This is a genomic window from Janibacter massiliensis, assembly GCF_900289115.1.
GTDB lineage: Bacteria > Actinomycetota > Actinomycetes > Actinomycetales > Dermatophilaceae > Janibacter_A > Janibacter_A massiliensis.
Genome location: NZ_LT985196.1, coordinates 867,029 through 893,236, shown reverse-complemented (window position 1 = coordinate 893,236; position 26,208 = coordinate 867,029). Strand labels below are relative to the sequence as shown.

25 protein-coding genes and 4 pseudogenes are annotated in these 26,208 nt (G+C 72.1%); 10 read left to right on the top strand and 19 right to left on the bottom strand.

Going from position 1 to position 26,208, the window contains the following annotated elements:
- Positions 1 to 7: 7 nt before the first annotated feature.
- The 6 genes from purL to purD all read right to left on the bottom strand — a co-directional run bounded on the left by purL (position 8) and on the right by purD (position 6,225).
- On the bottom strand, positions 8 to 2,338 hold the full coding sequence (purL, locus tag DAA34_RS04350) for a phosphoribosylformylglycinamidine synthase subunit PurL (protein WP_106817774.1): 2,331 nt from the start codon (positions 2,336 to 2,338) through the stop codon (positions 8 to 10).
- Positions 2,335 to 3,006, bottom strand: coding sequence for a phosphoribosylformylglycinamidine synthase subunit PurQ (gene purQ / locus DAA34_RS04345; protein WP_106817773.1), 672 nt, complete (start codon positions 3,004 to 3,006; stop codon positions 2,335 to 2,337). The genes purL and purQ overlap by 4 nt, the downstream gene beginning before the upstream one ends.
- Complete coding sequence (gene purS, locus DAA34_RS04340; protein ID WP_106817772.1) at positions 3,003 to 3,320, bottom strand: phosphoribosylformylglycinamidine synthase subunit PurS; 318 nt, start codon at positions 3,318 to 3,320, stop codon at positions 3,003 to 3,005. Before purS ends, purQ begins: the two co-directional genes overlap by 4 nt.
- A 53-nt stretch (positions 3,321 to 3,373) precedes the next feature.
- Positions 3,374 to 4,267, bottom strand: a complete 894-nt coding sequence (locus DAA34_RS04335; protein WP_106817771.1) for a phosphoribosylaminoimidazolesuccinocarboxamide synthase — start codon at positions 4,265 to 4,267, stop codon at positions 3,374 to 3,376.
- Positions 4,268 to 4,294: 27 nt separating this feature from the next.
- Positions 4,295 to 4,723: a hypothetical protein gene (locus DAA34_RS04330; RefSeq protein WP_158707608.1), complete on the bottom strand. Its 429-nt coding sequence runs from the start codon at positions 4,721 to 4,723 to the stop codon at positions 4,295 to 4,297.
- Positions 4,724 to 4,944: 221 nt separating this feature from the next.
- Positions 4,945 to 6,225 (bottom strand): phosphoribosylamine--glycine ligase, encoded by a 1,281-nt coding sequence (gene purD, locus DAA34_RS04325; protein ID WP_106817769.1) that lies wholly within the window; start codon positions 6,223 to 6,225, stop codon positions 4,945 to 4,947.
- Between the two features lie 290 nt (positions 6,226 to 6,515).
- Here purD and DAA34_RS12600 point away from each other — a divergent pair, with 290 nt between their 5' ends.
- The 4 genes and pseudogenes from DAA34_RS12600 to DAA34_RS04310 all read left to right on the top strand — a co-directional run bounded on the left by DAA34_RS12600 (position 6,516) and on the right by DAA34_RS04310 (position 10,935).
- Positions 6,516 to 7,556, top strand: coding sequence for a helix-turn-helix transcriptional regulator (locus DAA34_RS12600; RefSeq protein WP_158707607.1), 1,041 nt, complete (start codon positions 6,516 to 6,518; stop codon positions 7,554 to 7,556).
- Positions 7,557 to 7,649: 93 nt separating this feature from the next.
- On the top strand, positions 7,650 to 9,854 hold the full coding sequence (locus DAA34_RS04315) for a HelD family protein (protein WP_106817767.1): 2,205 nt from the start codon (positions 7,650 to 7,652) through the stop codon (positions 9,852 to 9,854).
- Between the two features lie 154 nt (positions 9,855 to 10,008).
- Positions 10,009 to 10,170, top strand: a pseudogene (locus DAA34_RS12725) (hypothetical protein); the annotation flags it as partial.
- 3 nt (positions 10,171 to 10,173) lie between these two features.
- Entirely contained in the window at positions 10,174 to 10,935 is a 762-nt protein-coding gene (locus DAA34_RS04310) for a hypothetical protein (protein WP_106817766.1), read from the top strand.
- 126 nt (positions 10,936 to 11,061) lie between these two features.
- On the opposite strand, the gene DAA34_RS04305 is transcribed toward DAA34_RS04310, so the two are convergent.
- From DAA34_RS04305 to fbaA, 3 genes are read right to left on the bottom strand one after another with little or no spacing between them, the layout of a single operon-like run.
- Positions 11,062 to 12,366: an adenylosuccinate synthase gene (locus DAA34_RS04305; protein WP_106817765.1), complete on the bottom strand. Its 1,305-nt coding sequence runs from the start codon at positions 12,364 to 12,366 to the stop codon at positions 11,062 to 11,064.
- Between the two features lie 3 nt (positions 12,367 to 12,369).
- Entirely contained in the window at positions 12,370 to 12,783 is a 414-nt protein-coding gene (locus tag DAA34_RS04300; protein WP_106817764.1) for a DUF3151 domain-containing protein, read from the bottom strand.
- Positions 12,780 to 13,811: a class II fructose-bisphosphate aldolase gene (fbaA, locus tag DAA34_RS04295; RefSeq protein ID WP_106817763.1), complete on the bottom strand. Its 1,032-nt coding sequence runs from the start codon at positions 13,809 to 13,811 to the stop codon at positions 12,780 to 12,782. The genes DAA34_RS04300 and fbaA overlap by 4 nt, the downstream gene beginning before the upstream one ends.
- A 75-nt stretch (positions 13,812 to 13,886) precedes the next feature.
- Here fbaA and DAA34_RS04290 point away from each other — a divergent pair, with 75 nt between their 5' ends.
- Together DAA34_RS04290 and DAA34_RS04285 are read left to right on the top strand one after the other, a co-directional pair.
- A complete protein-coding gene (locus tag DAA34_RS04290; protein WP_106817762.1) occupies positions 13,887 to 14,879 on the top strand; it encodes an endonuclease/exonuclease/phosphatase family protein in 993 nt (330 codons plus the stop codon).
- A 51-nt stretch (positions 14,880 to 14,930) separates the two neighbouring features.
- The gene (locus DAA34_RS04285) at positions 14,931 to 15,557 is read left to right on the top strand and encodes a GtrA family protein (protein WP_106817761.1); all 627 of its coding nucleotides are present in this window, start codon (positions 14,931 to 14,933) and stop codon (positions 15,555 to 15,557) included.
- Here DAA34_RS04285 and DAA34_RS04280 read toward each other — a convergent pair.
- Genes DAA34_RS04280 through DAA34_RS04265 form a run of 4 tightly spaced genes read right to left on the bottom strand, consistent with a single transcriptional unit; the run spans position 15,536 to position 18,664 of the window.
- Positions 15,536 to 16,180, bottom strand: a complete 645-nt coding sequence (locus DAA34_RS04280) for a TrmH family RNA methyltransferase (protein WP_106817760.1) — start codon at positions 16,178 to 16,180, stop codon at positions 15,536 to 15,538. The genes DAA34_RS04285 and DAA34_RS04280 overlap by 22 nt on opposite strands.
- Positions 16,177 to 16,908: an amino acid ABC transporter ATP-binding protein gene (locus DAA34_RS04275; protein WP_106817759.1), complete on the bottom strand. Its 732-nt coding sequence runs from the start codon at positions 16,906 to 16,908 to the stop codon at positions 16,177 to 16,179. The genes DAA34_RS04280 and DAA34_RS04275 overlap by 4 nt, the downstream gene beginning before the upstream one ends.
- Positions 16,905 to 17,783 (bottom strand): amino acid ABC transporter permease, encoded by an 879-nt coding sequence (locus DAA34_RS04270; RefSeq protein WP_106817758.1) that lies wholly within the window; start codon positions 17,781 to 17,783, stop codon positions 16,905 to 16,907. Before DAA34_RS04270 ends, DAA34_RS04275 begins: the two co-directional genes overlap by 4 nt.
- A 20-nt stretch (positions 17,784 to 17,803) precedes the next feature.
- Entirely contained in the window at positions 17,804 to 18,664 is an 861-nt protein-coding gene (locus DAA34_RS04265; protein WP_106819794.1) for an ABC transporter substrate-binding protein, read from the bottom strand.
- Positions 18,665 to 18,840: 176 nt separating this feature from the next.
- Between DAA34_RS04265 and DAA34_RS04260 the strand changes: the two genes are divergently transcribed.
- Complete coding sequence (locus tag DAA34_RS04260) at positions 18,841 to 19,479, top strand: DedA family protein (RefSeq protein ID WP_106817757.1); 639 nt, start codon at positions 18,841 to 18,843, stop codon at positions 19,477 to 19,479.
- Positions 19,480 to 19,498: 19 nt separating this feature from the next.
- On the opposite strand, the gene pyrE is transcribed toward DAA34_RS04260, so the two are convergent.
- The 4 genes and pseudogenes from pyrE to DAA34_RS04240 form a co-directional block, all read right to left on the bottom strand.
- Positions 19,499 to 20,071 carry an orotate phosphoribosyltransferase gene (gene pyrE / locus DAA34_RS04255; protein ID WP_106817756.1) on the bottom strand — a complete coding sequence of 191 codons (573 nt, stop codon included), beginning with the start codon at positions 20,069 to 20,071 and terminating at the stop codon, positions 19,499 to 19,501.
- Positions 20,072 to 20,192: 121 nt separating this feature from the next.
- Positions 20,193 to 20,615: a hypothetical protein gene (locus DAA34_RS04250; RefSeq protein WP_106817755.1), complete on the bottom strand. Its 423-nt coding sequence runs from the start codon at positions 20,613 to 20,615 to the stop codon at positions 20,193 to 20,195.
- Positions 20,616 to 20,894: 279 nt separating this feature from the next.
- Positions 20,895 to 21,662 carry an SDR family NAD(P)-dependent oxidoreductase gene (locus tag DAA34_RS04245; protein WP_106817754.1) on the bottom strand — a complete coding sequence of 256 codons (768 nt, stop codon included), beginning with the start codon at positions 21,660 to 21,662 and terminating at the stop codon, positions 20,895 to 20,897.
- A gap of 166 nt (positions 21,663 to 21,828) precedes the next feature.
- Positions 21,829 to 22,281, bottom strand: a pseudogene (locus DAA34_RS04240) (integrase core domain-containing protein); the annotation flags it as partial.
- Positions 22,282 to 22,303: 22 nt separating this feature from the next.
- On the opposite strand from DAA34_RS04240, the pseudogene DAA34_RS12720 reads away from it, so the two are divergent.
- The 3 genes and pseudogenes from DAA34_RS12720 to DAA34_RS04230 all read left to right on the top strand — a co-directional run.
- A pseudogene (locus DAA34_RS12720) lies at positions 22,304 to 22,483 on the top strand (IS481 family transposase); the annotation flags it as partial.
- A 12-nt stretch (positions 22,484 to 22,495) separates the two neighbouring features.
- Complete coding sequence (locus DAA34_RS04235; RefSeq protein ID WP_456077578.1) at positions 22,496 to 23,935, top strand: IS30 family transposase; 1,440 nt, start codon at positions 22,496 to 22,498, stop codon at positions 23,933 to 23,935.
- Between the two features lie 4 nt (positions 23,936 to 23,939).
- Positions 23,940 to 24,233, top strand: a pseudogene (locus DAA34_RS04230) (integrase core domain-containing protein); the annotation flags it as partial.
- 252 nt (positions 24,234 to 24,485) lie between these two features.
- Here the strand turns inward: DAA34_RS04230 and DAA34_RS04225 are convergent.
- Together DAA34_RS04225 and DAA34_RS04220 are read right to left on the bottom strand one after the other, a co-directional pair.
- Complete coding sequence (locus DAA34_RS04225; RefSeq protein WP_106817753.1) at positions 24,486 to 25,490, bottom strand: NADP-dependent oxidoreductase; 1,005 nt, start codon at positions 25,488 to 25,490, stop codon at positions 24,486 to 24,488.
- 27 nt (positions 25,491 to 25,517) lie between these two features.
- Positions 25,518 to 26,201 (bottom strand): type 1 glutamine amidotransferase domain-containing protein, encoded by a 684-nt coding sequence (locus DAA34_RS04220; protein WP_047310894.1) that lies wholly within the window; start codon positions 26,199 to 26,201, stop codon positions 25,518 to 25,520.
- Positions 26,202 to 26,208: the final 7 nt, after the last annotated feature.

Below are 26,208 nucleotides of genomic sequence, written 5' to 3'. Positions count from 1 at the left end.
GCTGGCCTCAGACCGTCTCGGCGGCGACCGTCTCGCCGAAGAGCCGCGGCATGGTCGCCGTGTGGACCTCGCACAGCTCGGGCAGCGGCACCTCGTAGAGGCCCTCGATGACCAGCGCGTCGCCGCCGACCGTCCCCAGCGGCGCGACGGGGACACCCACCTCGCCGCACGCGAGCGTGAACGCCTCGACGTCCTGCGCCCGCACCGTGACGACCGCACGGGCACCGGACTCGGCGTGCAGCGCGCTGAAGGCGTCCACCCCGTCACGGTCCATGACCGCCGACAGGTCGACGCGCACGCCGACCCCGCCGGACATCGCCGACTCGGCGAGGGTGATCGCGAGGCCGCCGTCGGAGACGTCGTGGCTGCTCGTGACGACCCCGGCCCGGACCTGCGCGACGAGCAGCTTCGCCAGACGCTGCTCGGCCTCCAGGTCGACCACCGGCGGGCGGCCGCCGAGGTGGCCGTGGACGACGTGCGCCCACTCCCCGCCCGAGAGCTCCTCCCGGGTCGTGCCGAGCTGGAGGACGTGGTGCTCGCCCTCGCCGGGGAACGCCGAGCGCGCGACGCAGCGCACGTCGTCGAGCACGCCGAGGACGCCGACGACCGGCGTGGGGTGGACCGCGACGTCACCGGTCTGGTTGTAGAACGAGACGTTCCCGCCGGTGACGGGGATGCCGAGCGCGAGGCAGCCGTCGAAGATCCCGGCGACCGCCCGCTCGAACTGCCACATGACCGCCGGGTCCTCCGGTGAGCCGAAGTTGAGGCAGTCGGTGACCGCGAGCGGCAGCGCGCCCTTGCTCGCGACGTTCCGGTACGCCTCGGCGAGCGCGGCCTGCGCCCCGGCGTACGGGTCGAGCCGGCCGAACCGGCCGTTGCAGTCCGTCGAGACCGCGACCCCGCGGCCGGTCTCCTCGTCGACGCGGACGACTCCGGCGTCGTCGGGCATCGCGACGGCGGTGTTGCCCAGGACGTACCGGTCGTACTGGTTCGTCACCCAGCTCTTGTCGCAGAGGTTGGCCGACCCCAGGAGGGTGAGGAGCGTGTGCCGCAGCTCCTGACCGTCCGCCGGGCGGGGCAGCGCCTCGGCCCGGTCGGCCTGGAGCGCGTCCAGCCAGTCGGGTCGGGCGTAGGGCCGCTCGTAGACCGGGCCGTCGTGGGCCACCGAGCGCGGCGGGACGTCGACGATGACGTCGTCGTGCCACGTGATGACGAGCCGCCCGGTGTCGGTCACCTCGCCGACGACGGTCGCCTCGACGTCCCACTTGTCGGTGATCGCGAGGAAGGCGTCGAGCTTGCCCGGCTCGACGACGGCCATCATCCGCTCCTGCGACTCCGACATGAGGATCTCCTCCGGCAGGAGGGTCGAGTCGCGCAGCGGGACGTCGTCGAGCCACACCCGCATGCCGCCGTCGCCGGCGGAGGCGAGCTCGCTCGTCGCGCAGGACAGCCCGGCGCCGCCGAGGTCCTGGATGCCGTCGACGACGTTCGCGGCGTACAGCTCGAGGCAGCACTCGATGAGCACCTTCTCGGCGAAGGGGTCACCGACCTGGACGGCGGGCCGCTTGGCCGGACCGCCCTCCTCGAAGGTCTCCGACGCGAGGACGGACACGCCGCCGATGCCGTCGCCGCCGGTCTTCGCGCCGAAGAGGACGACCTTGTTGCCCGTCCCGGACGCCTTCGCCAGGTGCAGGTCCTCGTGCCGCAGCGCCCCGACGCACAGGGCGTTGACGAGCGGGTTGCCCTGGTAGCAGGGGTCGAAGACGATCTCGCCGCCGATGTTCGGCAGGCCGAGGCAGTTGCCGTACCCGCCGATGCCGTGGACGACGCCGGGCAGGACGCGGGCGGTGTCGGGGTGATCGATCGCACCGAACCGCAGCGGGTCCATGACGGCGATCGGGCGGGCGCCCATCGCCATGATGTCGCGGACGATGCCGCCGACGCCGGTCGCGGCGCCCTGGTACGGCTCGACGTAGCTCGGGTGGTTGTGCGACTCGACCTTGAAGGTCACCGCCCAGCCGTCACCGACGTCGATGACGCCGGCGTTCTCGCCGATGCCCGCGAGGGTCTTCCCCAGCGGGGTCTCGCTCGGCAGCTCACCGAACCGGCGCAGGTGGACCTTGCTGCTCTTGTACGAGCAGTGCTCGGACCACATGACCGAGTACATCGCGAGCTCGGCGGACGTCGGGCGACGCCCGAGGATCTCGCGGATGCGGGCGTACTCGTCCTCCTTGAGGCCGAGCTCGGCCCACGGCTGCTCGACGTCGGGCGTCGTGCTCGCCCGCTCGACGGTGTCCATGGCCTCGCGGGTGCCGGTGACCCTGTGGGTGCTGCTCATGCGGAGACGACCTGCTTCAGGACGGAGGTGAAGAACCCGCGGCCGTCGAGGCTCGGGCCGAAGCCCTCCTCGACCGCGTGCTCGGGGTGGGGCATGAGCCCGACGACGTTGCCGCGCTCGTTGGTGATGCCGGCGATGTCGCGAGCCGAGCCGTTCGGGTTGACCCCCAGGTAGCGGAAGGCCACGCGCCCCTCCCCCTCGAGCCGGTCGAGCGTGTCGGTGTCCGCGACGAACTGACCGTCCTGGTTCTTCAGGACGACGGTGATCTCCTGGCCGGCCTCGAAGTCGGAGGTGAACGCCGTCGAGCTGTTCTCCACCCGCAGGCGCTGGTCGCGGCAGACGAACGTCCGGTGGTCGTTCTGGATCATCGCGCCGGGCAGCAGGTGACTCTCGCAGAGGATCTGGAAGCCGTTGCAGATGCCCAGGACGGGCAGCCCGCCGTGCGCCGCGGGAACGAGGACGTCCATGACGGGCGCGAACCGGGAGATCGCCCCGGCCCGCAGGTAGTCGCCGTAGGAGAAGCCGCCGGGCAGGACGACGGCGTCGACCCCGTGGAGGTCGGCGTCCCGGTGCCACAGGGAGACCGCCTCTCCGCCGCACGAGCGGACGGCACGGGCGGCGTCGTGGTCGTCGAGCGACCCGGGGAAGGTGACGACGCCGATCCTCACAGCGCCTGGTCCTTCAGCGCGTCGGTGGCGGCGACCGCCTCGGGCTGCGTCGGAGCGGCGTACTCGTCGGCCTCGTCGTGGACGGAGACGACGTCCTCGATGACCGGGTTGCTCAGCAGCGTCTCGGCGGCCCGGCGGGCGTTCGTGAGCGCGGCCGCGTCGACCTCCCCGTCGACGATGAGGACGAACCGCTTGCCCTGGCGGACGTCCGTGAACCCGTCGATGCCCAGGCGCGGGAGAGCGCCGGCGACGGCCTGCCCCTGCGGGTCGAGGATCTCGGGCTTGAGCATGACGTCGACGACGATGCGTCCCACTGGGGGCTCCTGGGGTGAGGGATCTCGGGCCGGGTCGGAAGTCTATTCCGGGGTCAGAAGCGCTCGCCGGTGAGCCGCTCGTAGGCCTCGACGTACTTGGCCCGGGTCTGCTCGACGACGTGCTCGGGCAGCGCGGGCGGAGCCTCGCCGGAGGCGCGGTCCCAGCCGGACTCGGGCGAGGTGAGCCAGTCGCGGACGAACTGCTTGTCGAAGCTCGGCTGGGGGCGACCCGGCTGCCAGCCGTCGGCGGGCCAGAAGCGGGAGCTGTCGGGGGTGAGGACCTCGTCGGCGAGGACGAGGGTGCCGTCGGCGCGGGTCCCGAACTCGACCTTCGTGTCGGCGAGGAGGATGCCCCGCTGCGCGGCGATCTCGTTGCCGCGGGCGAGGATCGCGATGGTCAGGTCCCGCACCTGCGTGGCGCGCTCGGTCCCGATCGCCGCCTCGACGTCGGCGTACGGCATCGGCTCGTCGTGCTCGCCCTGGGGCGCCTTCGTGCTCGGGGTGAAGATCGGCTCCGGCAGGCGCGATCCGTCGACGAGGCCCTCGGGCAGCTCGATGCCGGAGACCCGCCGGTCGGCCTCGTACTCCTTGAGCCCGCCGCCGGTGAGGTAGGCCCGGGCGACGCACTCGACCGGGAGCATGTCGAGCCGCTCGACGAGGATCGCGCGGCCGGCGACCTGCTCGGGCACGTCCGGCGCTCCGGTCGCGATCACGTGGTTGTCCGCGAGGTCGGCCAGCTGGTCGAACCACCACAACGACATCCGGGTGAGGACCTCGCCCTTGTCCGGGATCGGGGTGTCGAGGACGACGTCGTAGGCGCTGATCCGGTCGCTCGCGACGAGCAGGACCGCGTCCTCGCGCGGCAGGCCCGACTCGTCGAGCGGGGCGTAGAGGTCACGGACCTTGCCGGAGTAGACGTGGGCGTAACCGGGGAGCTCGAGCGTCATGCGCCCATCCTCCCAGCAGACGCGCCGTCAGGCGCGGGCCTCCCGGCGGGCGAGGCGACGTGACACCAGCCCGGTGAGGCCGACCGCGACGAGCATCGCCCCGAGCGGGAGGAGCGCACCCGGTGAGAGAGTCACCGACACCGCGTTCATCAGCTCTCGCGGGAGGTGGTAGACCCCGCGCAGGATCTGCCGCATCCCGATGTACGTGCTCGCGTACAGGCCGAGGGCGAGGGTCCCCGCCCCGGCCAAGAACGGGCCCACCGACGAGAGGGAGGCGCTCACCGCCCACAGCAGCGCAGCGAGGACGAGGAGCGCGGTGCCGCTGAGGATGCCGGTGGTGACACCGACATCCCACTGCCGCATCTGCGGGACACGCCACCACTGCTGGAAGACGAGCCCGATCCCGACGAGGGTGATCAGCCACGCCACGGGGGCCATGCCGAGCGAGACGATCATGCGCGCAGCACGGCCCGGGCGGACTGCGGGACCACCCGGGGAGGACGTGGCCGTTGCAGCCGGGTGATCGGTTCCGGCCCGGTCGGTCGTCTCGGTCACGGCGAATCCCCTTCGATCGGTCGGTGTCACCGATCCTTCCCCGCGCGACCAGAACCTGCCACCCGGACGCGCACACCGATCGACGACGCCCCGTAGACGGATCCGGCGAGCGATCGGACAGGTCAGCCGGCGGGGACCTCGATCGAGCCCTCGGCCGCGCGCAGCGCGATGTCGCTGCGGTGGTGCCCGCCGGGCAGGTCGATGCGGCCGACGACGGAGTACGCCCGCTCCCGGGCGGTGGCGAGCTCGGCGCCCGTCCCGACGACGGACAGCACCCGGCCGCCGGACGCGACGAGGCCGCCGTCCGCCAGGCGCGTCCCGGCGTGGAGGACCCAGGCGTCGGGCTCGTCGGCGGGGACCCCGCCGATCGGCCGGCCGGTGGCGGGCGCGGCCGGGTAGCCCTCGGACGCGACGACCACGGTGACGGCCGCGTCCGGCGACCAGCGCAGCGGGGGCAGGGCGCCGAGCGCGCCGGTGGCCGCGGCGTGAAGGACGCCCGCGAGCGGCGTCTCGAGCCGGGCGAGGACGACCTGCGTCTCCGGGTCGCCGAAGCGGGCGTTGAACTCGATGACCCGCGGCCCCCGGGCGGTGAGGGCGAGGCCGACGTAGAGGACCCCGGTGAACGGGGTACCGCGGCGGGCCATCTCGTCGACGACGGGCTGGGCGATCCGGTCGACGACGTCGTCGACGAGCCCCTGCGGCGCCCAGTCCAGCGGGCTGTACGCGCCCATCCCGCCGGTGTTCGGCCCGCTGTCGCCGTCGCCGACGCGCTTGAAGTCCTGGGCCGGCTGGAGCGGGACGACGCTCGTGCCGTCGCACAGGCAGAAGAGGGAGACCTCCGGGCCGTCGAGGAACTCCTCGACGACGACCCGCCCGTCAGGCTTGGCCAGGCAGGCGCGCGCGTGGGCGAGCGCCTCGTCCCGGTCGGTCGTGACGACGACGCCCTTGCCGGCGGCCAGGCCGTCGTCCTTGACGACGTGCGGCGCTCCGAGCTCGTCGAGGGCGGCCGCCGCCTCGTCCTGCGTCGAGCACACCCTGGCGACGGCGGTGGGGACGTCCGCGGCGGCCATGACCTCCTTCGCGAATGCCTTGCTGCCCTCGAGCCGGGCCGCGGCGGCCACCGGTCCGAAGCACGGGATGCCGGCCGCGACGAGCCCGTCGGCGACCCCGGCGACGAGCGGCGCCTCGGGCCCGACGACGACGAGGTCTACCCCGTGCGCCCGGGCGGCGGCGAGCACCGCGTCGGGGTCCTCGGCTCCGCCGTCGAGAGCGACGAGGGTGGCGACCTGCGCGATCCCGGGGTTGCCGGGGGCGGCGAGCAGCTCGTCGACCGAGGGGTCGGCGGTGAGCGACCGGGCGAGGGCGTGCTCGCGGGCACCGGAACCGAGGAGGAGGATCTTCATCCCGCCAGCGTAGGGCGGGGGGACGCCGCGGGTAGCGGGCGTTCCAGCGTCGCAGGCGAATCGGCCGGGAAAGCAGTGGGGGCGCAGTCCCACGGGCGGGCAGGGGGGTTCCGCCGGTGGGACTGCGCCCGGCACACGGGGCGCCCGGAGGGGGGGAACCGGCACTCGCCATGTGCGACGTCACTGAGGTGACGGAGTTGAAATTTAGAACAACACGAGGCGCCCTTCAAGTGTCAGATGTCGCCGCAGCGACATTGACGGCGATCCGTCATCGGTGGCACCGTCGCACCGTGACGGTCGGGCTCGGACGCAGCGGCACGGAGGGGTCTTCCGACGGGGAGGTCGCCCGGTACTACCCGACTGCGGACGACGAGGAGGCGCTGGTCACCCGCGTCTACCTCGCGCTCGTCAACGAAGCCCGGCCCAGCCGGCAGTCGGCCGTCGACAGCGGGATCCCGGCGGACCAGGTCGACCGAGCCCTGCCGACCCTCGTCGCCCGCAACTTCGTCCGACTCCTGCCCGACGGCGCGCTCGACGTCCCCCCGCCCGACATCACGATGAGCACCTTCGCGGCGGACCTCGACCGGCGCGCGCGGCTCCTGCGCCACTCCGTGCGATCCGTCCGGGACATCTACGACGCCGCGCGCGCCCGCCCCGAGCCCGACCGGACGGAACCCCGCCTCTTCCGCGAGCTCGAGACGATCGAGGAGGTCGCCGCGGCGGCCGTCGGAGCCCTGTCCCGGGCGGGACGAACCGTCCGCCTCATGCACGCCCCGACGCCGTTGGCCGAGCGCGGGCCCATCGCCGACCCGCTCACCCGGTCGCTCCAGTCGCTCGGCCGGGACGATCTCGACCTCCGGTCCGTCTTCGACGCGCGCATCATGGAGATCGACGGGGTGCTCGCCGACCTCGAGGAGCGGGCCCACCGCGGCGAGCAGGTCCGGGTGCTCTCCGACCTCCCGTTCACCGCGCTCGTCGTCGACGGCGACACCGCGATCATCGCGTTCTCGTCGGTCGATCCCAGCGGGCGTGGCTCGTTCCTCGTGCGCTCGGAGGTCATCGCCCGCGCGCTCGACCTGCTCGTCGAGCACTTCTGGGACCACGGACTCACCATCGGCGAGCACGACCCGGCGACGGTGGACGAGCTCGAACGGCGCGACCGCGCCATCCTCACCCTCCTGGCCGCCGGTGCGTCCGACTCGACCGTCGCCCGCCAGGTGGGCGTGAGCCAGCGAACCGTGGAGCGTCGCGTCCAGCGCCTCATGGAACGGTTCGGCTCCCGCTCGCGCTTCCAGCTCGGCGTGGAGGTCGCGCGCCGGGGCCTGCTCTGAGCGGCACCCTCCCGGAGGGGACACGGCCCGTTCGCCGGCACGTCACCGGACGCTGGTTACACTCCCGCGTTACCCCCGAACGAATGAGACATCGTGACGCCACCTGCACCTGACGGGACCGCCGACCGCGACAGCGCGCCGGACGTCGAGCGCGAGATCGCGATCGAGCAGGCGCACCTGGACCGGGTGCTCGTGGAGCTCGCGAAGGCGGCGGACCGCGCGGGTCTCGTGGCGGTCGACGGGATGTCCCGGGGACGCACGGACCGGACGGGCGACGTACGCGACGAGGAGATGTCCGGGCTCTTCGAGCGCGATGCCCTCGTCTTCAACGCCGCGCGGCGCCAGGCATCCCTCTCCACCCAGCACGAGGGTCTCGTCTTCGGGCGGCTCGACCTCGACCACGGCTCGACGATGGACCTCGCCGACCGGGAGGTCCGGTACATCGGCCGGCTCGGCGTGCGCGACGACGAGTACGAGCCGCTCGTCGTCGATTGGCGGGCGCCGGCGGCCTCGGCCTTCTACCGGGCGACGCCGGTCGACCCGCACGGCGTCATCCGCCGGCGGGTGCTGCGCAGCCGGGAGGACGTCGTCGTCGGGGTCGAGGACGACCTCATGGTGCCCGAGGCGCCGGCCGACCTCGTCGTCGTCGGCGACGGGGCGCTGCTCGCCGCCCTGACCCGCAGCCGCGGCGGCCAGATGCGGGACATCGTCGCGACGATCCAGCAGCACCAGGACGAGGCGATCCGCGCCGAGGCCCGCGGGGTCACCGAGATCACCGGCGGACCGGGCACGGGCAAGACCGTCGTCGCGCTCCACCGCGCGGCCTACCTGCTGTACTCCGACCGGCGTCGGTTCGAGGTCGGCGGGATCCTCGTCATCGGGCCGTCGGCCGCGTACACGGCCTACATCGAGCGGGTGCTGCCCTCGCTCGGCGAGGACTCGGTGACGTTGCGTGCGCTCGGGGACGTCGTCGACGCCATCGACACCTCACGCCTCGACCCGCCCGCGGTCGCCGCGGTCAAGGGGTCGCTGCGGATGCGCCAGCTGCTCGCGCGGGTGGCGGGGGCCGCGGTGCCGGGATCGCCCGCGTCGTTCCGGGCGTTCGTCGGCGGTCACGCGGTGCACCTCGACGCCCACGAGCTCGAACGGGTGCGGCGCGGCGTCCTGCGCGGGCAGCGGCGCAACCAGGCCACGAAGGCGGCCCGCGAGGCGCTGGCCCAGGCGGCGTGGAACGCGGTGCGCTCCGGCGAGCGTGACGAGTTCATGTCGGCGTTCGAGGACTCGCTCGCGGTCGACGACTTCATGGCCGCGTGGTGGCCGCAGATCGATCCGCGTGAGGCTCTGCTCTGGCTCGCGGACACCGATCTCGCGTACTCCCTCGCTCGCGGGGTGCTCGACCTCGACGAGGCCGCGGCGGTGGCCGGGTCGATGCGCGAGGCGTTGGAGCTGGGCACGTGGACGGTGGCCGACGTCGCGCTCGTCGACGACCTCGCGCAGCGGCTCGGGGTCGTCGAGGAGGTCGAGGAGGAGCGGGAGTTCCTCGAGATCGAGGAGCTCGACGGGGTGGAGGAGCTCGGTGGCCGCGCGCGGGTCCCGGGGTCCGACGTCGGGTACTCGACGATGCCGCGAGCCCCGCGGGAGCGGTTGCTGCGGGGGTCGATCGGACGGGTGGCGGAGTTCGCGCACGTCCTCGTCGACGAGGCGCAGGACCTGTCGCCGATGCAGTGGCGGATGATCGCCCGGCGCGGGGGACGGGCGTCGTGGACGGTCGTCGGGGACGCGGCGCAGGCGTCGTGGCCCGACGCCGCCGAGGCCGCCCGCGCGCGGGACGAGGCCTTCGGGAAGGCGCCGCGCCGCTCGTTCCACATGGGTACGAACTACCGGAACGCCCGCGAGATCTTCGACTACGCGCGCGACGTCATCCTGCCGCTCGTGCCGGACGCGGACATCCCCACCGCGGTCCGCGAGACGGGGGTGCAGCCGATCGAGGCGACGTTCGAGCTCGGGATCGGGATCGACGGGGTGCGGGACACGGTGCGCGAGGCCGCAGGGGCGGCCGTCGAGACGCTGCTGGACGACGTCGACGGGTCGATCGCAATCATCACGCCCGCCCGGCACGCCGACCGGGTCGCCGGCCTTGAGGGGTTCGCCGACGGGCGGGTCCGGGTCCTCGACCCGCTGTCGACCAAGGGCCTGGAGTGGGACGCGACCGTCGTCGTGGACCCCGACGCGATCGTCGAGGAGTCCCCCGGCGGGGTGCGGGTGCTCTACGTCGTGCTGACCCGCGCCGCCCTTTAATCACGACAGGCGATGCCGTTGAATAGAATTAAACGAAATTGATGATAAAATGTGTCCTGCTGTTAACATTCAATCAATGATATTAGTTAACATGGGCTAAACAAGCGGTACTGGTGNACCGGCGGGGGGGGGGGGGGCGGGGGGGGGGGGGGGGGTGGCGGCGGGGGGGGGGGGGGGGGGGGGGGGGGGGGGGGGGGCGCCGGGGGGGCGGGCCGGGGGGGGGGGGGGGGCGGCGTCCGACCTCGCTCGCCACGGCATCACCCGGAGGTCGCTCCGCACCGCCGTCGGCCAAGGCCACCTCCTGCGCGTCCGCCCCGGCGTGTACCTCGACGGAGAGGTCGGCAACCGCCCGCCGTTCGAGCAGTACGCCCATCGGGTGCAGGCGGTCCTCGCCTCGCGCCCGGCCTGGGCCGCGTCCCACCACAGCGCCCTCGCGGTGCTCGGCCTGCCCGTCGTCGACGCCGACCTCTCGGTCGTCCACGTCAGCGCGCCCGTCGGCCGCTCGGCGCGGCGCGGCATCGTCCACGTCCACCGGCGTCACGAGGTCGAGCACGTGGCCGGACGGACCCGCCAGGTCGTCGACGCGGCGGCCGCGTGCGTCCAGACGGGCGCCACCAGCGGGCGCGACGCCGGGGTGGCGGCGATGGACGCAGCCGTCCGACGTGGCCTGACCTCCCGCGCACGGCTCGAGGAGGTCCTCGCATCGGGGCTCGTGCACACAGGGATCGCGGCGGCCCGGCGAGCGGTGGAGCTGCTCGACCCGCGGTCGGAGTCACCCGGCGAGTCCGTCCTGCGGGTCCGGCTGGTCGACCTGGGGCACGACCCGCGCCCGCAGGTCGAGCTCCGGTACGCCGACGGCACCCTCGGCGCGCGTGTCGACCTGCTTCTGGGGCGCACCGTCATCGAGTTCGACGGGCTGCTCAAGTACGACGGCGCCGGCGGGCGGGCCGGGCTCGTGGCGGAGAAACGCCGGGAGGACCTCATCCGCGCGTCGGGGTTCCGCGTCGTCCGGGTCACCTGGGCCGACCTGCGCCGCCCGGGGTGGCTGGAGCGGACCTTCCCGCCCGGCGGCCCGATCTGACCGGCCGGCTCACCCACCCTGCGCGCCGCGGTTGAGGCCGGACGCCGCGACCGTGGCCGCGGTCGGCGGCCGACATCGCGGCGGACGGGCCCGGGGCCGAGGGAGCGGTGCGCGGAGAGCCCCGGGTCAGGCGTCGAGGAGGGGGTGGCGCTCGATGATCTGTGCCCGACCGGGGCCGACGCCGATCGCCGACACCCGCGCGCCGATCAGCTCCTCGACCCGCAGCACGTAGCGCTGCGCGTTCTCCGGCAGGTCCTCGAACCGGCGGCAGCCGGAGATGTCCTCCGACCACCCCGGCAGCATCTCGTACACCGGCACCGCGTGGTGGAAGTCGCTCTGGCTCACCGGCATCGAGTCGTGCCGCACCCCCTCGACCTCGTAGGCCACGCACACCGGCAGCTGCTCGAAACCGGTGAGGACGTCGAGCTTGGTGATGACGAAGTCGGTGACGCCGTTGATCCGCGTCGCGTACCGCCCGACGACCGCGTCGAGCCAGCCGCACCGCCGCGGGCGACCGGTCGTCGTGCCGTACTCGTGGCCGACGTCGCGCAGCCGCTGACCGTCCTCGTCGTCGAGCTCGGTCGGGAACGGCCCCTCGCCGACCCGGGTCGTGTACGCCTTGAGGATCGCGATGACCCGCGAGACCTTCGTCGGCGGGATCCCCGACCCCGTGCACGCCCCGCCCGCCGTCGCCGACGACGAGGTGACGAAGGGGTACGTGCCGTGGTCGACGTCGAGCAGCGTCGCCTGACCGGCCTCGAGCAGGACGTTCTCGCCCGCCTCGAGCCGCCGCTCGAGCAGCTCCGCCGTGTCGCACACCATCGGCCGCAGCCGGTCGACGTACGACAGCAGCTCCGCCACCACGGCATCGGCCTCGACCGCGCGGGTGTTGTAGATCTTCGCGAGCATCTGGTTCTTGACCTCGAGCGCCGCCTCGACCTTCTGCCGCAGGATCCCCTCGTCGAACAGATCCTGGACCCGGATGCCGATGCGGTTCATCTTGTCGGCGTACGTCGGGCCGATGCCCCGCCCGGTCGTGCCGATCTTGCGCTTGCCGAGGAAGCGCTCCATCACCTTGTCGATCGTCCGGTTGTACGGCGCGATGACGTGGGCGTTGGCGCTGATCCGCAGGTTGCTCGTGTCCACCCCGCGGGCCTGAAGCCCGTCGATCTCCTCGAAGAGCACGCCGAGGTCGATGACGACGCCGTTGCCGATGACCGCTGTCACGCCCGGGGTGAGGATCCCGCTGGGCAGCAGGTGGAGCGCGTAGGTCTCGCTCGTGCCGTCCGGCTGCTCGATGACGACCGTGTGGCCGGCGTTGTTGCCCCCGTTGAACTTCACGACGACATCGACGTCCCGGCCCATGAGGTCGGTCGCCTTGCCCTTGCCCTCGTCGCCCCACTGGGCGCCGACCAGCACGATCGCCGGCATCTCTCAGTCCTTCCCGAGCAGCTCGCCGACCGCGTCGGCGCTGGAGTCCCGCAGCAGCGCCGCGCAGCGCTCCTGCTCGTCGGCCTCCCCGATCGCCCCCGCCGCGCGCGACAGGGCCGCGACCGCGCGGAGGAACCCGCGGTTCGGCTCGTGCGACCACGGCACGGGCCCCTGCCCCCGCCAGCCCGCGCGCCGGAGCGCGTCGAGCCCGCGGTGGTAGCCGGTCCGGGCGTACGCGTACGCCTCGACGTCGCGGCCGTCGGCCAGCGCGTCCTCGGCGAGCGTGGCCCAGGCGGCGCTCGAGGCCGGCACGGCGGCCGCGACCGCGGCGGGGGACTCCCCCGCCGCGAGCCGCGCGACCGCCGGGTCCTCCGGCAGGAGGGTGTCGGGGATGCCGAGCAGGTTGCCGTGCGTCACTTCTGGTGCGTCCCGGCGCTGCGCAGCGCCTCGCAGGCCTCGACGACGCGGGCGGCCATGCTCGCCTCGGCCTCCTTGCCCCACGAGCGCGGGTCGTACTGCTTCTTGTTGCCGACCTCGCCGTCGACCTTGAGGACGCCGTCGTAGTTCTTCATCATCCAGGCCGCGACGGGGCGGGTGAAGGCGTACTGGGTGTCGGTGTCGACGTTCATCTTGACGACGCCGTAGTCGACCGCGTCGGAGATCTCCTGGGCGGTCGAGCCGGACCCGCCGTGGAAGACGAGGTCGAGCGGGTGCTCACCCTTGTCCGCACCGTGCTTGGCGACGATCGCCTCCTGGCACTGCTTGAGGATCTCCGGGCGGAGCTTGACGTTGCCCGGCTTGTACACGCCGTGGACGTTGCCGAACGTCAGGGCGGCCATGTACCGGCCCTTCTCGCCCAGTCCGAGGGCCTGGACGGTCTTCAGCGCGTCCTCGGGGGTCGTGTACAGCTGGTCGTTGATCTCGTTGGCGACCCCGTCCTCCTCGCCCCCGACGACACCGATCTCGACCTCGAGGATGATCTTCGCGGCCGCGGCGAGCTCGAGGAGCTCCTGGGCGATCTGGAGGTTCTCCTCCAGCGGCACGGCCGAGCCGTCCCACATGTGGGACTGGAAGATCGGCAGACCGGTCTGCTTCACCTGCTCGGCTGAGGCCTGCAGCAGCGGCCGGACGAAGCCGTCGAGCTTGTCCTTGGGGCAGTGGTCGGTGTGCAGCGCGATGTTCACGTCGTAGTTCTTCGCGACCTCGTGGGCGTAGGCGGCGAGGGCGAGCGAACCGGTGACCATGTTCTTGATCGTCGGGCCGGAGAGGTAGTCGGCGCCGCCGGTGGACACCTGGACGATGCCGTCCGAGCCGGCCTCGGCGAAGCCCCGGATGGCGGCGTTGAGCGTCTGGCTCGAGGTGACGTTGATCGCCGGGTACGCGAAGGAGCCCGCCTTCGCGCGGTCGAGCATGTCGGCGTAGACCTCGGGGGTTGCGATGGGCACGGTGCGCTCCTTCGGGCGGGGGATGATTCTTCGTTCCGATCCTTCCACGACCCGGCGGCTGGGAGGATCAGGGCCGTGGAACTCGTGTCACGCTGGGGCGGTCGCATCGTCGGCTGGGGGGCGCTCGCGGTCGTCGCGGTGTTCGTCGCCGCGAAGATCGCCGACCGCGACGGGTCCGACCTGCCGCTGGCGCTGCTCACGCTGTGGCCGTGGGTGGGGTTCGGCGCTGCGGTGGCGGGGGCGCTCGCCGCCCTCCTGGGCGCCCGGCGGCTCGCGGCCGCCCTCACCGTCGCCGCCCTGACGTGCGCGGCGGTGCTCGTGCCGCGGGCGGTCGGCTCGACCGCACCACCGCAGGGGGACGACCGGCTCGTCGTCATGACCCTCAACATGCGGTTCGGCAAGGCGGACGTGGCGCAGGTCGCGCGCCTCGTCGAGGAGCACGACGTCGACGTGCTCGTCGGCCAGGAGGTCACGCCGGGGACCCTGACGAACGCCGAGGGGACGAACCTCGACCAGCTCCTGCCCCACCGCGAGGGCCGCGTCCCGACCCTCGAGGAGCACATGACGACCGGCGCCTACGCGGCGGTCGTGTGGTCGCGGGAACCGATGACGCTCGCCGAGCCCGTCGAGGGGATGCCGCGCTACTCGCCGCGCGTCATCGCCCGCACCGACCTCGGCCCGGTCGTCGTCGCCGACGTCCACACCACCTCGCCGCTGGGCGGGCGGGAGATGCAGTGGCGTGCCGACCTCGACGCCGTCGCGCGCGGGTGCCGGTGGAGCGACCCGCGCATCGAGCCCGGCCCCACCGCCACCGTCGCCGCCGGGGACCTCAACGGCAGCGTCGACCACCCGAGCCTGCGCGCGGCCCTGACCCGCTGCGGCCTGACCGACGCCGCAGACGCCGTCGGGCACGGCCTCGACGCGACGTACGCCGGCTCACCGGCCAACCCGATCGCCGTCGCCCGGACGTCGTACGTCCTCACCGACCTCGCCGTCGTCGACACCCGCACCGCCCGGGTCGGCGGCACCGAGCACCGCGCCGTCATCGCGACGCTCGCGCGCCGCTGAGGCAGCTCCCAGACCGCACCCGTAGGGTGGCCGGTCAGTGATGACCCCGTGATGACACCTGCCCGCCTCTCCCACCGGCACCGCCAGAACCTGAAGCAGTTCCTCCGGTTCGGCGTCGTCGGTGCGTCCGGCGTGCTCGTGAACATGGCCGTCGCGGTGCTGATGAACAAGGCGAACGGCGGCACCCGGAACGCCCAAGATATCATCTGGGACATCCCCGGCTCGCAGTTCAACCTCCGCTTCTCGATCCTCGTGTGGATCGCCGGTTTCCTCGTCGCGAACCTCACGAACTTCCAGCTCAACCGGTCGTGGACCTTCGGCTCGAGCCGGCACGCGTCGTGGGTCTCGGAGTTCTGGCCGTTCCTGCTCGTCGGGTCGGTCTCGGCGTTCGTCGGCATCTTCGCCAAGGTCGCGATGACCAACCCGACGTCGGCGCTCTACCTGCCGGAGCCGTGGTTCCACGAGGACTCGGGCCTGCGCTCGCGCGAGTACTGGAGCCAGCTCGTCACCATCGTCCTGACGACCCCGGTGAACTTCGTCGTCAACAAGCTGTGGACCTTCCGCGCCGTGCGGGGGCACCACCCGCCCGTGCCGCTCGTCGCCCCGGTCGTCGCACCGGAGCTCGTCGACGAGGACGGCACCCCGCTCGAGGAGCCTCAGGAGCGGACGGGGCGCTGACCCTCGACGTGGCGTCGGACCCACGCGTGCAGAGCGATGGCCCCCGCCGCGCCGGCGTTGATCGAGCGGGTCGAGCCGTACTGGGTGATATGCAGGACGTCGGCGCACACCGCCTGGGTCTGCGGAGTGAGCCCCGGACCCTCCTGCCCGAGGACGAGGACGCAGTGCCGGGGCAGGTCGTAGGTCTCCAGCGGGACGGAACCGGGGACGTTGTCGATGCCGAGCACCGTCACCGGGCCGCCGTCGGGTGCCCCGGTGGCCGCCCACGTCGCGAGTGCGGTGGCGTCCGGGTGGTGGAGCTCGTGCTGGTAGCGATCGGTGACCATCGCGCCCCGCCGGTTCCACCGCCGGCGCCCGACGACGTGGAAGGCGGCGACGTTGAAGGCGTTCGCGGTGCGGACGACCGAGCCGATGTTCAGGTCGTGCTCCCAATTCTCGATGGCGACGTGGACCTCGTGCCGCCGGGTGTCGAGCTCGGCGACGATCGCCTCGTGCCGCCAGTAGCGGTAGCGGTCCTCGACATTGCGCCGGTCCCCCTCGCGCAGCAGGTCCGGGTCGAGCCGGGGGTCCTCCGGCCACGGGCCTTCCCACGGCCCGACGCCGACCTCCCGCGGCTGCGTCACGTGTGCAGGCGCGAGAGGAAGCCGGCCGTCCGCTCGTGCTGGGGGTTCTCCAGCACCTGCTCCGGCGGGCCCTGCTCGAGCACCCGCCCGCCGGAGAGGAAGCACACCCGGTCGGCGACGCGCCGGGCGAACCCCATCTCGTGGGTGTTGAGCAGCATCGTCCGTCCTTCGTCCCGCAGGGCCCGCAGCAGGTCGAGCACCTCCCCGACGAGCTCGGGGTCGAGTGCGGAGGTCACCTCGTCGAGCAGGAGCAGCCGCGGGTCGGTGACCAGGGCCCGGGCGATCGCCGCGCGCTGCTGCTGACCCCCGGAGAGGTCGTCCGGGCGGGCGTGGGCCTTCTCCGCCAGGCCGACGCGCTCGAGCATCGCCGTGGCCCGCTCGCGCGCCTCAGCCCGCGGCACGCCGTGGACCCGGACCGGCGCGAGCACGACGTTGTCCAGCACGCTCATGTGCGGGAAGAGGTTGTACTGCTGGAAGACGACCCCCATCCGGGCGCGGACGGCGTCGGCATCGACCCGGGGGTCGGTGATGTCCTGCCCGTCGAGATGGATCGTCCCGTCGTCGACGACCTCGAGCAGGTCGATGCACCGCAGGAGGGTCGACTTGCCCGACCCCGAGGCACCGATGAGGACGACGCACTCCCCCTCGTCGAGCGAGAGGTCCAGGTCGTCGAGGACGAGGGTCTCCCCGAACGCCTTCCGCACGCCGCGGACGTCGAGCAGGCTCACACGGCACCCCCGGAGACGTGCATCCCCTGGCGCCGGGCGAGCCAGTCGGTGAACCGCGCCATCGGGACCGTGAGGCAGATGAACAGGACCCCGGCGACGACGTACGGGGTGTAGTTGAAGTCGCTCGCGCTGCTGATCTGCGCCGCGCGGATCGCGTCGACGACGCCGAGCACCGCGATGAGGCCGGAGTCCTTCTGCAGCGACACGAGGTCGTTCATCAGGGCCGGCATGACCCGCCGCACGGCCTGCGGGACGACGACGTGCCGCAGCGTCTGGCGGTGGGTGAGGCCGAGCGCCCGCGCCGCCGCCCGCTGCGAGGGGTGGATCGACTCGATCCCGGCCCGGAACACCTCGGCGACGTACGCGCCGTAGCAGAGCACGAGCGCCGCACAGCCCCAGACGAGCACCGAGGACGTCACCCCGGACAGCCCCAGGCCGGGCACGCCGAACCCGAGGAGGTAGATGACGAGCAGCAGCGGCAGCCCGCGAAAGAGGTCGACGTACACGGTGGCGGCCAGGCGCAGCGGGAAGGCGACCGGGCCCCGCATCGTCCGCATGATCGCGATGACGAGCCCGAGGACCGCGATGAGCACCGCGCAGACGATCATGATCCGGACGTTGAGCCAGATCCCCTCGGCGACGGCGGGCAGGCTCTCGACCGCCTTGGCCGGGTCGAAGTACGTCTCCCGCACCCGCGGCCACCCCGGCGACCCGACGAGCAGCGCCGTGAGCACGCCGAGGACCGCGAGGGTGCTCAGCGCCGACAGGCCGGTCGACCGGGCCGTCCGGCGCTGCCGGAAGCGGCGCCGGTCGACCTCGACCTGCGACGGGGTCCACGCCGGCGCGTCGGCACCGGGCGGGCTGGCGTGACTCATGCGGTCCTCGAGGTCCGGGCTCAGGAGAGCTCGGGGGCGCCCTTGCCGGCGAGCCACTGCTTCTGCAGCTTCTCCAGCGTGCCGTCCTCGCGGAGGGTGTCGACGGCCTTGCTCACGCACTCGGTGAGCGGCGAGCCCTTCGGCAGGACCGCGCCGAACTGCTCGCCCTCACCGGTGCTCGGGAGCTGGCCGACGATGACGCCGTCGTCGAGCTGGGCGGCGGTCATGTAGAACGCCGTCGGCAGGTCGACGACGAGGGCGTCGATCTGACCGTTCTTCAGGGCCTGGACGGCCTGGTCGTTCGTGTCGAAGACGCTCGCGTCCTGGGCCGGCTTGATCTGGTCCTGGATCGCCGTGTACGAGGTCGTCCCGACCTGCGCGCCGAGCTTGACGTCGGCCAGGTCCGCGACGGACTTCGCACCCGCGGCCTTGCTCTTCTTCGTCGTAATGACGGCCTGGCGCACGTCGTAGTAGCCGCTGGAGAAGTCGACGGCCTTCTTGCGCTTGTCGCTGATGGAGACCTGATTGAGGTCGAGGTCGAACTTCTTGTCGCCGGGCTGGACGACGCTGTTGAACGTCGCCTTCGTCCAGACGACGTCGTCCTTGGCGAAACCGAGCTCGTCGGCGATCGCGTACGCCACGGCGGACTCGTACCCCTTGCCGTTCGACGGCTCGTCGTCGACGAACCACGGGGCGTAGGCCGGGCTGTCGGTGGCGATGGTGAGCTTGCCCTTCGCCTTCGTCTGCAGGGCGTCGGTCGAGCAGTCGGCCGCCGCGCCGGTCGAGCTGGCGGCGGTGTCGGACGCGGGGGCGGAGCACGCACCGAGGGCGAGCGCAGCGAGGACGGAGGCGGCGGCGAGACCGCGGCGGGCAGTGAGCATGGCGGCAAGGACCTTTGGGGAGGGGCCGGCGGGGGTCCGGCACGGGTGCAGGGGTCGGACGAGGATCCGCCCGCCGGCGCGGCGAGCGACGCGCACGTCCAGCGGACGTCCCGGGTCAGCGCCTACCCTGTCTGCGCCGCACCCCGCCGGCACCCCCCGACGAGAGAGCGACCCCGATGAGCTGGATGGATCCCGAGTGGCTGCTGGCCCGGTTCGGCAACGCCTTCTTCTGGGTGTCGATGGTCATCGTCTTCGTCGAGTGCGGCCTCTTCTTCCCGATCCTGCCCGGGGACTCGCTCCTGTTCGCCGTGGGCATGTTCATCCGCCGGGGTGACGTCGACCTCAACATCGCCCTGGCCTGCGCGCTGCTCACGGCGGCCGCGTTCCTCGGCAACGTCGTCGGGTACGAGATCGGCCGCAAGATCGGCCCGGCGCTGTACGAGCGGGACGGGCGCTTCCTGCGCAAGAAGTACTTCGACGACACGATCGAGTTCTTCGAGCACCACGGACCGAAGGCGCTGGTCATCGGCCGGTTCGTGCCGATCGTCCGCACCTTCGTCACCGTCGTCGCCGGGGTGGGCCGGATGGACCGGGCGAAGTTCTTCACGTGGAGCGCCGTCGGGGCGGTCCTGTGGGCATGCTCGCTCACGCTCCTGGGGTACGCCCTCGGCGGGATCAAGGCCGTCCACGACAACCTCGAGATCGCGATCCTCCTCATCGTCGCGGTCTCGGTGCTGCCGATGGTCTGGGAGTGGTGGCGGGCCCGCCGGGGCGGCAAGACCGCGGTCGAGGAGCTCGACGAGGCGCTGGACTGACCCCAGGACCCTTGGCGGCTCAGGCGAGCCCGAGGTCCTGCAGGGAGTAGACGAAGCGGTAGGGCACCCCGGCCTCGGCCTCGATGCGCTCGCCCGCCCCCGTCGCCCGGTCGGCGATCGTCGCGACGGCCAGGACCTCTCCACCGGCCTCGCGGACCGCGGAGACCGCCTCGAGCGGGGACCCGCCCGTCGTCGTCGTGTCCTCGAGGACGACGACCCGGCGCCCGGCGATCGACGGGCCCTCGATCCGCTGCTGGAGCCCGTGCGCCTTGCCCGCCTTGCGGACGACGAACGCGTCGACCCGGTCGCCGGCCGCCGCGGCGGCGTGCAGGACCGAGGTCGCGACGGGGTCGGCGCCGAGTGTCAGGCCCCCGACGGCGTCGGGCGCGAGGTCGGCGACGAGGTCACGCATGACGCGACCGACGAGCGGGGCGGCCTCGCCGTCGAGGGTGATCCGACGCAGGTCGACGTAGTAGTCCGCCTCGGCGCCCGACGAGAGGGTGACCCGCCCGTGGACGACGGCCTTCGCCCGGATGATCTCCAGGAGGCGGGCGCGGTCGGCGGCGATGTCGGGGCTCTCGGGTGCGGTCATGGCACCGAGTCTAGGGAGGCTCACGAACGCCGCTGGGGCGCCGACCGGATGGTCGACGCCCCAGCGGGCGGTGTCTCGAGGGGGCGGGCCCCCGGTGGTCGGACGAGCCGACCGGATCGGATCAGATGCGGTCGCGGCCCAGGTCGTCGCGACCGTCGCGGTCGACGTCCACACGACGGGCGGTGGTGTCGGTGTCGACGCGGCGGGCCGGGGTGGTGTGCGTGGCCGTCGCGACGTGGTCGTGGTGCTCGGGGCGGTTCTTCTTCAGCAGACCACCGAGGCCGAGGAGACCGAGGAGACCGAGGAGGCCCCACTTCCAGCTGCCCTCGTCCTCGACGTCCTTGGCGGTGTCCTTGGTCGAGTCCGTGGCGTCGGTCGCACCCTCACTGGCGTTGTCGACGGCGTCGCTGGCGGTGTCGCCAGCGTCGGAGGTGGACGAGCTGTCGGCGGCGACGATCTGCGCGGCCGGGGCCTCGGCGTGGGCGACGACCGGGGCGGTCATGACGGCCGCGGCGGCCGCGACGGGAACGAGGTACTTGCGCATGTGTGTCTCTCCTTGTGGTTCGACCGCCGGATACGGCGGTCGTTGTCCAACCAGCCAGGGGGGGCCTGACCAGCGCAAACACTCAAACCTTAGACACATGTCCAGCGTTTGTTCAAACTTTGTCCGGGGTAACCGTGCTGTCGTGACCGTCCTGTGACCCGAGGCGACGCCCCCGCTGGATCCCCAAACAACCACCCGCCGGGCATGCAGAAGTCCTCTTGTCGGGCGCGCGGGATGGGTTCCCAGCGCTTCTGCATGTCGGGAGGGCGGGATCGACCGTCACCGCGTGGGGCGGTGGCGACGGGCAAGACCCCCGCGCAGCACGGGGCGCGGGAGGTGCCGCAGCACCCCGACGAGCGCGGCGTACTGCGGCGACGGCACGACGACCGGCCGACCGGCGCCCAGCGCGTCGAGCGAGCTGTCGACGACCCGCTCGGCCGACAGCCAGAACAGCCCCGTCCGGTCGCCCTGGTCGATGCCCGCGCGCTCGTGGAACTCGGTCCGGACGAACCCGGGGCACACGGCGGTGACGCTCACCCCGGTGCCGGCGAGCTGCCCGTCGAGCGACTCCGAGAAGACCGTGACCCACGACTTGGCGGACGAGTACGTGCCCGAGGTGATGAAGGCAGCGACCGAGGCCACGTTGAGCACGGCCCCGTGGCCCCGTTCCCGCATCGACCCGGCCGCCGCGTGGGTCAGGACGAGCACGGCCCGCACGAGGACGTCGAGCATCCGCTCCTCGTCCTCGACCGGGGTGTCGAGGAACGGCGTCGCGATGCCGAAGCCGGCGTTGTTCACGAGCAGGTCGACGGGGCGGGCGGGGTCGGCGAGACGGTCGGCGACGCGCTGGAGCTGCTCACGGTCGGCGAGGTCGGCGGGCAGCACCTCCACCTCGACGCCGTGGGCAGCCACGAGCTCGGCGCTCAGGTCCTCCAGACGGGGGGCGTCCCGGGCGACGAGGACGAGGTCGTGGCCCCGGGCGGCGAGGGCGGTGGCGTAGGCGTGGCCGAGGCCGGCGGAGGCCCCGGTGACGAGTGCGGTCGACATGCCCCGAGCATGGCAGCCGAAGGGCGCCGGTCAGGTCTTGCGGGCCTTCTTCGCGGCTCGTTTCCGGGCGCGGGTGACGAAGGCGGTGGCCTCCTTGCCGACGACCGGGTCATCGACGAGGGACTCGATGACCCGCCGCCCGCCTAGCTGTACCCGGCAGAGACGTTCATGACAGACGGCTGGTCGGGGGGAGGCCTGCGAGGGCTGAGTGGCGTCGGCGAGTGTTGTAGTAGGTCAGCCAGGGGTCAAGGGCGAGGGTTCGGGCGGTGTTGCTGGGGTAGGCCTGCCGGTAGGCCCATTCGGTGGTCAGGGTCCGGTTGAACCGCTCGACCTTCCCGTTCTGCCAGGGGCAGTGGGGCTTGATGAAGATGTGGGTGGCACCCAGGCCGGTCACCGCGTCGGCGAACGCGTGGCTGTGCCGGTAGGCGAACGCGTTGTCGGTGATGACCTGCTCGATCCGCGTGATGCCGTGCGCGGCGAAGTACCGGCCGGCGCGGGCCAGGAACGCCGCGCAGGTCGTGCCCTTCTCGTCGGGATGGATCTCGCTGTAGGCCAGGCGGGAATGGTCATCGACGGCCGAGTGCACGTAGTCGTAACCGATACGGGCCCGACGGTTCCTGGCGGCGGCGGCCACCGCCGCCAAGAACCGTCGGGCCCGGATCGGTTTCGACTACGTGCACTCAGCCGTCGATGACCATTCCCGCCTGGCCTACAGCGAGATCCACCCCGACGAGAAGGGCACGACCTGCGCGGCGTTCCTGGCCCGCGCCGGTCAGTACTTCNGGCGGATTCAACTGGTCGTCGCAACACCTCGATCATGGAGGTGTTCAGGGATGGCGACGAGCGACTGGCGTAGGAAGACCAGCGATGTACCGGAGGGGCTTCGTCGGCAGTGGCGTGCGGATCGGGCGTTGCGCCCGCCAATGCGTTCGCCTGGACGGCCCGAGCCCTCGCGGGCGGTGCAGCGACAGTTCTGGCGGTTGATCGCCACGGGCATCACCTCGGCCGAGGCTGCGGTGAGGGTGGGCGTGTCCGTGCCGGTGGGCTCGCGCTGGTTTCGTCACGCTGGCGGCATGCCACCGATCTGTCTGGCCGAGCCCATGGGCCGTTACCTGTCTTTCGAGGAACGCGAGGAGATCGCGATCCTGCGCGCCCGAGGTCAGGGAGTGCGCCAGATCGCCCACGCGATCGGTCGTGACCCGGGGACGATCTCACGCGAACTGCGCCGCAACGCCGCCACCCGTGGCGGGAAGCTGGAGTACCGGGCGGGGGTGGCGCAGTGGAAGGCTCAGCAGGCGGCCAAGCGCCCCAAGACCGCGAAACTCGTCAAGAACGAACGGTTGCGGCAGTACGTCCAAGAACGGCTCGCGGGCAGCGTCCGGGGACCTGACGGCACGCCCGTCGAGGGTCCGAGACCGCCTGCGTGGAAGGGGCTGAACAAGCCGCACCGCCAGGATCGTCCGTGGTCGACGGCGTGGAGCCCGGAGCAGATCTCACAGCGGCTGAAGGTCGACTTCCCCGATGATGAGTCCATGCGCATCAGCCACGAGGCGATCTACCAGTCGCTGTTCATCCAGGGGCGTGGCGCGCTCCAGCGCGAGCTGGTCGCCTGCCTGCGCACCGGTCGAGCGCTGCGGCGGCCGCGGGCCCGTACGCGCAACAAGGCGCAAGGGCACGTCACCGCTGATGTCGTCCTGTCCGAGCGTCCGGCCGAGGCCGATGACCGTGCCGTACCCGGTCACTGGGAGGGCGATCTGATCATCGGCACCGGCAGGTCAGCGATCGGCACCCTCGTCGAACGCAGCAGCCGGAGCGCGTTGCTCGTATACCTGCCGCGGCTGGAGGGCTGGGGCGAGAAGCCGCACGTGAAGAACGGGCCGGCCCTGGGTGGCTACGGAGCCGAAGCGATGAACGCCGCGCTCACCAGATCGATGACCACGCTGCCCGAGCAGCTGCGCAAGACCATCACCTGGGACCGCGGCAAGGAACTCTCCGGCCACGCAACGTTCGCGCTGGCGACCGGCACCAAGGTGTTCTTCGCCGACCCGCACTCGCCCTGGCAGCGGCCGACCAACGAGAACACCAACGGGCTTCTGCGGCAGTACTTCCCCAAGGGCACCGACCTGTCCCGCTGGTCGGCCGAGGACCTCGAAGCCGTCGCATACGCACTGAACAACAGGCCCCGCAAGGTCCTCGGGTGGAAGACCCCCGCCGAGGTCTTCGAAGAGCAACTACGCTCCCTTCAACAACACGGTGTTGCATCGACTGGTTGAACCTGCCGTCTACACCTCCAAGGCCTACGCCGAGCTCTGCCAGCAACTCGGCGTCATCCAGTCGATGGGAGCCGTCGGCACCAGCGCCGACAACGCGATGGCAGAGTCATTCAACGCGACGCTGAAGCGCGAGGTTCTCCGGGACGCCGCGTGCTTCACCGACGAGCTGTCCTGCCGCCGCAAGATGTTCCGATGGCTGACCCGCTACAACACCAAGCGCCGCCATTCCTGGTGCCGCTACCTCTCCCCGAACGCCTACGAGCGCGCCTACACCGCTACGCTGGCGCTCGCAGCGTAAACAACCCCCGTGTCCACGAACCGGGGGTAGGCCCCCCACGACGCGGAGCGCAACTGCATCAGCAACGTGCGGCCGCCGAGGGGCGTCGGCTACCAGCAGGCCGCCGTCACCACTGGCGGCCACCAGGCCTCGGGGCGCACCGGGGGGACCTCCGCAGGATCGTGGGCATGCCAACGCCCAGCCCATTCGGAGGTCCCCCCGGTCAACTGTCCGTGGTGATGTCACCGCGGACGAAGGCAGCCGATGACCTGCTCAGAGGTTCACGATCATCTTGCCGGTGTTGGCACCGTCCAGCAGATCGATGAAGGCCTGTGGGGCGGCGTCGAGACCGTCACGGGCGGTCTCGTCCCAGTGGATGGAGCCGTCGGCGATCCAACGGCCCATGTCCCGCTCGAAGTCCGCCCTCGCCTGCTCGGCGTACTTGGCGATCACGAACCCACGCAGCGTGAGCCGCTTGCCGATGGCCAGCGCCAGGTTGTGCGGGGCGGAGGCCGGCTCGGTGGAGTTGTACTGGCTGATGGCCCCGCACATCGCCACCCGGCCATCGGTGCGCAGGTTCGCGATCGCGGCCTCCAGGTGGTCACCGCCGACGTTGTCGAAGTACACGTCGATGCCCTCCGGGGCGGCCTTCGCGAGCTGCTCGGTCACGTCGCCGTCGTGGTAGTTGAAGGCAGCATCGAAGCCGAGCTCCTCCAGACGGGCGATCTTCTCGGGGGTGCCAGCCGAGCCGATCACCCGGGAAGCGCCCCTGAGCTTGGCAATCTGTCCGACGGCCGAGCCGACTGCTCCCGCCGCGCCGGAGACGAAGACGGCATCGCCCTCACGCATCTCGCCGGCCAGCAGCAAACCCGCGTAGGCGGTCAGGCCGGGCATGCCCAGTACGCCCAGGTAGGCGCTGTCCGGCACGCCCCGGGCTGTCAACGGTCGCACCGCATCACCGGCCAGGATGGCGTGTTCCCGCCACCCGAGGCCGTGGGTCACCTTGGTGCCCACGGGCAACTGCTCCACCCGTGACTCGATCACCGTGCCGACGGCGCCGCCGTCCAGCGGCTGGTCGATCTGGAAGGGGGGCACGTAGGACTCGACGTCGTTCATGCGGCCGCGCATGTACGGGTCCACCGACATGATGGTGTTGCGGACGAGGACCTGACCGTCATCGAGATCGGGCAGGTCGACCTCGACGGTGCGGAAATTGTCAAGGGTGGGCTTCCCGTCGGGGCGGGAGGCGAGGTGGATCTCGCGGGTGTGTGTGGTCATCCCTGTACTTCTGTGGGTGGGTGGTGGTCAGTGGGTCAGCAGGTCGAGGAGGCGGCGGGCGGCATCAGCCGACGAGGCCGGATTCTGCCCGGTGACCAGCGTGCCGTCCGTGACGACGTAGCTGTCACCGTCGGGGCCCTTGCTGTAGCGGGCGCCCGCTTCCCTGAGGGAGTCCTCGACCAGGAACGGGACGATGTCGGTCAGCCCGGCGGCCTCCTCCTCGCCATTGGTGAAGCCAGTCACCGAACGGTCGGTGATGAACGACGTCCCGTCCTGCTTCTTGATGGCATGCAGCACGCCGGGGGCGTGGCAGACCAGGCCCAGCGGCCTGCCGGCGGCGCCGCTGTCGAGGATGATCTGCTGCGAGGTGGGATCCTCCACGAGGTCCCACAGCGGGCCGTGGCCGCCCGGGTAGAAGACCGCGTCGAACTGGCTCACGTCAACCTCCGACAAAGGGGTGCTGGTCGTCAGGGCAGCCTTGGCCGCGTCGTCGGCCTCGAATCGACGGGTGGAGTCGGTCTGCATCTGCGGCAGCGTGCTGGTCGGGTCGACCGGCGGTCGCCCGCCCTTCGGCGAGGCCAGGGTGATGTCGTGTCCGGCATCGCGGAACACGTAGTAGGGAGCGGCGAACTCCTCGAGCCAAAAACCGGTCCTACGGTCGGTGTCACCGAGTTGGTCGTGGGATGTGAGGATCATCAGGATGCGGGACATGGCATCT

What these genes read in the sequence shown, in the direction of transcription:
- DAA34_RS04265 (WP_106819794.1), bottom strand. Translation starts at nt 18,664, where the DNA reads ATGCTCACTGCCCGCCGCGGTCTCGCCGCCGCCTCCGTCCTCGCTGCG.
- DAA34_RS04245 (WP_106817754.1), bottom strand. Translation starts at nt 21,662, where the DNA reads ATGTCGACCGCACTCGTCACCGGGGCCTCCGCCGGCCTCGGCCACGCC.
- purD (WP_106817769.1), bottom strand. Translation starts at nt 6,225, where the DNA reads ATGAAGATCCTCCTCCTCGGTTCCGGTGCCCGCGAGCACGCCCTCGCC.
- DAA34_RS04305 (WP_106817765.1), bottom strand. Translation starts at nt 12,366, where the DNA reads ATGCCGGCGATCGTGCTGGTCGGCGCCCAGTGGGGCGACGAGGGCAAG.
- pyrE (WP_106817756.1), bottom strand. Translation starts at nt 20,071, where the DNA reads ATGACCGCACCCGAGAGCCCCGACATCGCCGCCGACCGCGCCCGCCTC.
- DAA34_RS04330 (WP_158707608.1), bottom strand. Translation starts at nt 4,723, where the DNA reads ATGATCGTCTCGCTCGGCATGGCCCCCGTGGCGTGGCTGATCACCCTC.
- DAA34_RS04335 (WP_106817771.1), bottom strand. Translation starts at nt 4,267, where the DNA reads ATGACGCTCGAGCTCCCCGGTTACGCCCACGTCTACTCCGGCAAGGTC.
- DAA34_RS04270 (WP_106817758.1), bottom strand. Translation starts at nt 17,783, where the DNA reads ATGAGTCACGCCAGCCCGCCCGGTGCCGACGCGCCGGCGTGGACCCCG.
- DAA34_RS04220 (WP_047310894.1), bottom strand. Translation starts at nt 26,201, where the DNA reads ATGTCCCGCATCCTGATGATCCTCACATCCCACGACCAACTCGGTGAC.
- DAA34_RS04225 (WP_106817753.1), bottom strand. Translation starts at nt 25,490, where the DNA reads ATGACCACACACACCCGCGAGATCCACCTCGCCTCCCGCCCCGACGGG.
- DAA34_RS04235 (WP_456077578.1), top strand. Translation starts at nt 22,496, where the DNA reads ATGGCGACGAGCGACTGGCGTAGGAAGACCAGCGATGTACCGGAGGGG.
- DAA34_RS04260 (WP_106817757.1), top strand. Translation starts at nt 18,841, where the DNA reads ATGAGCTGGATGGATCCCGAGTGGCTGCTGGCCCGGTTCGGCAACGCC.
- DAA34_RS04250 (WP_106817755.1), bottom strand. Translation starts at nt 20,615, where the DNA reads ATGCGCAAGTACCTCGTTCCCGTCGCGGCCGCCGCGGCCGTCATGACC.
- purL (WP_106817774.1), bottom strand. Translation starts at nt 2,338, where the DNA reads ATGAGCAGCACCCACAGGGTCACCGGCACCCGCGAGGCCATGGACACC.
- DAA34_RS04285 (WP_106817761.1), top strand. Translation starts at nt 14,931, where the DNA reads ATGACACCTGCCCGCCTCTCCCACCGGCACCGCCAGAACCTGAAGCAG.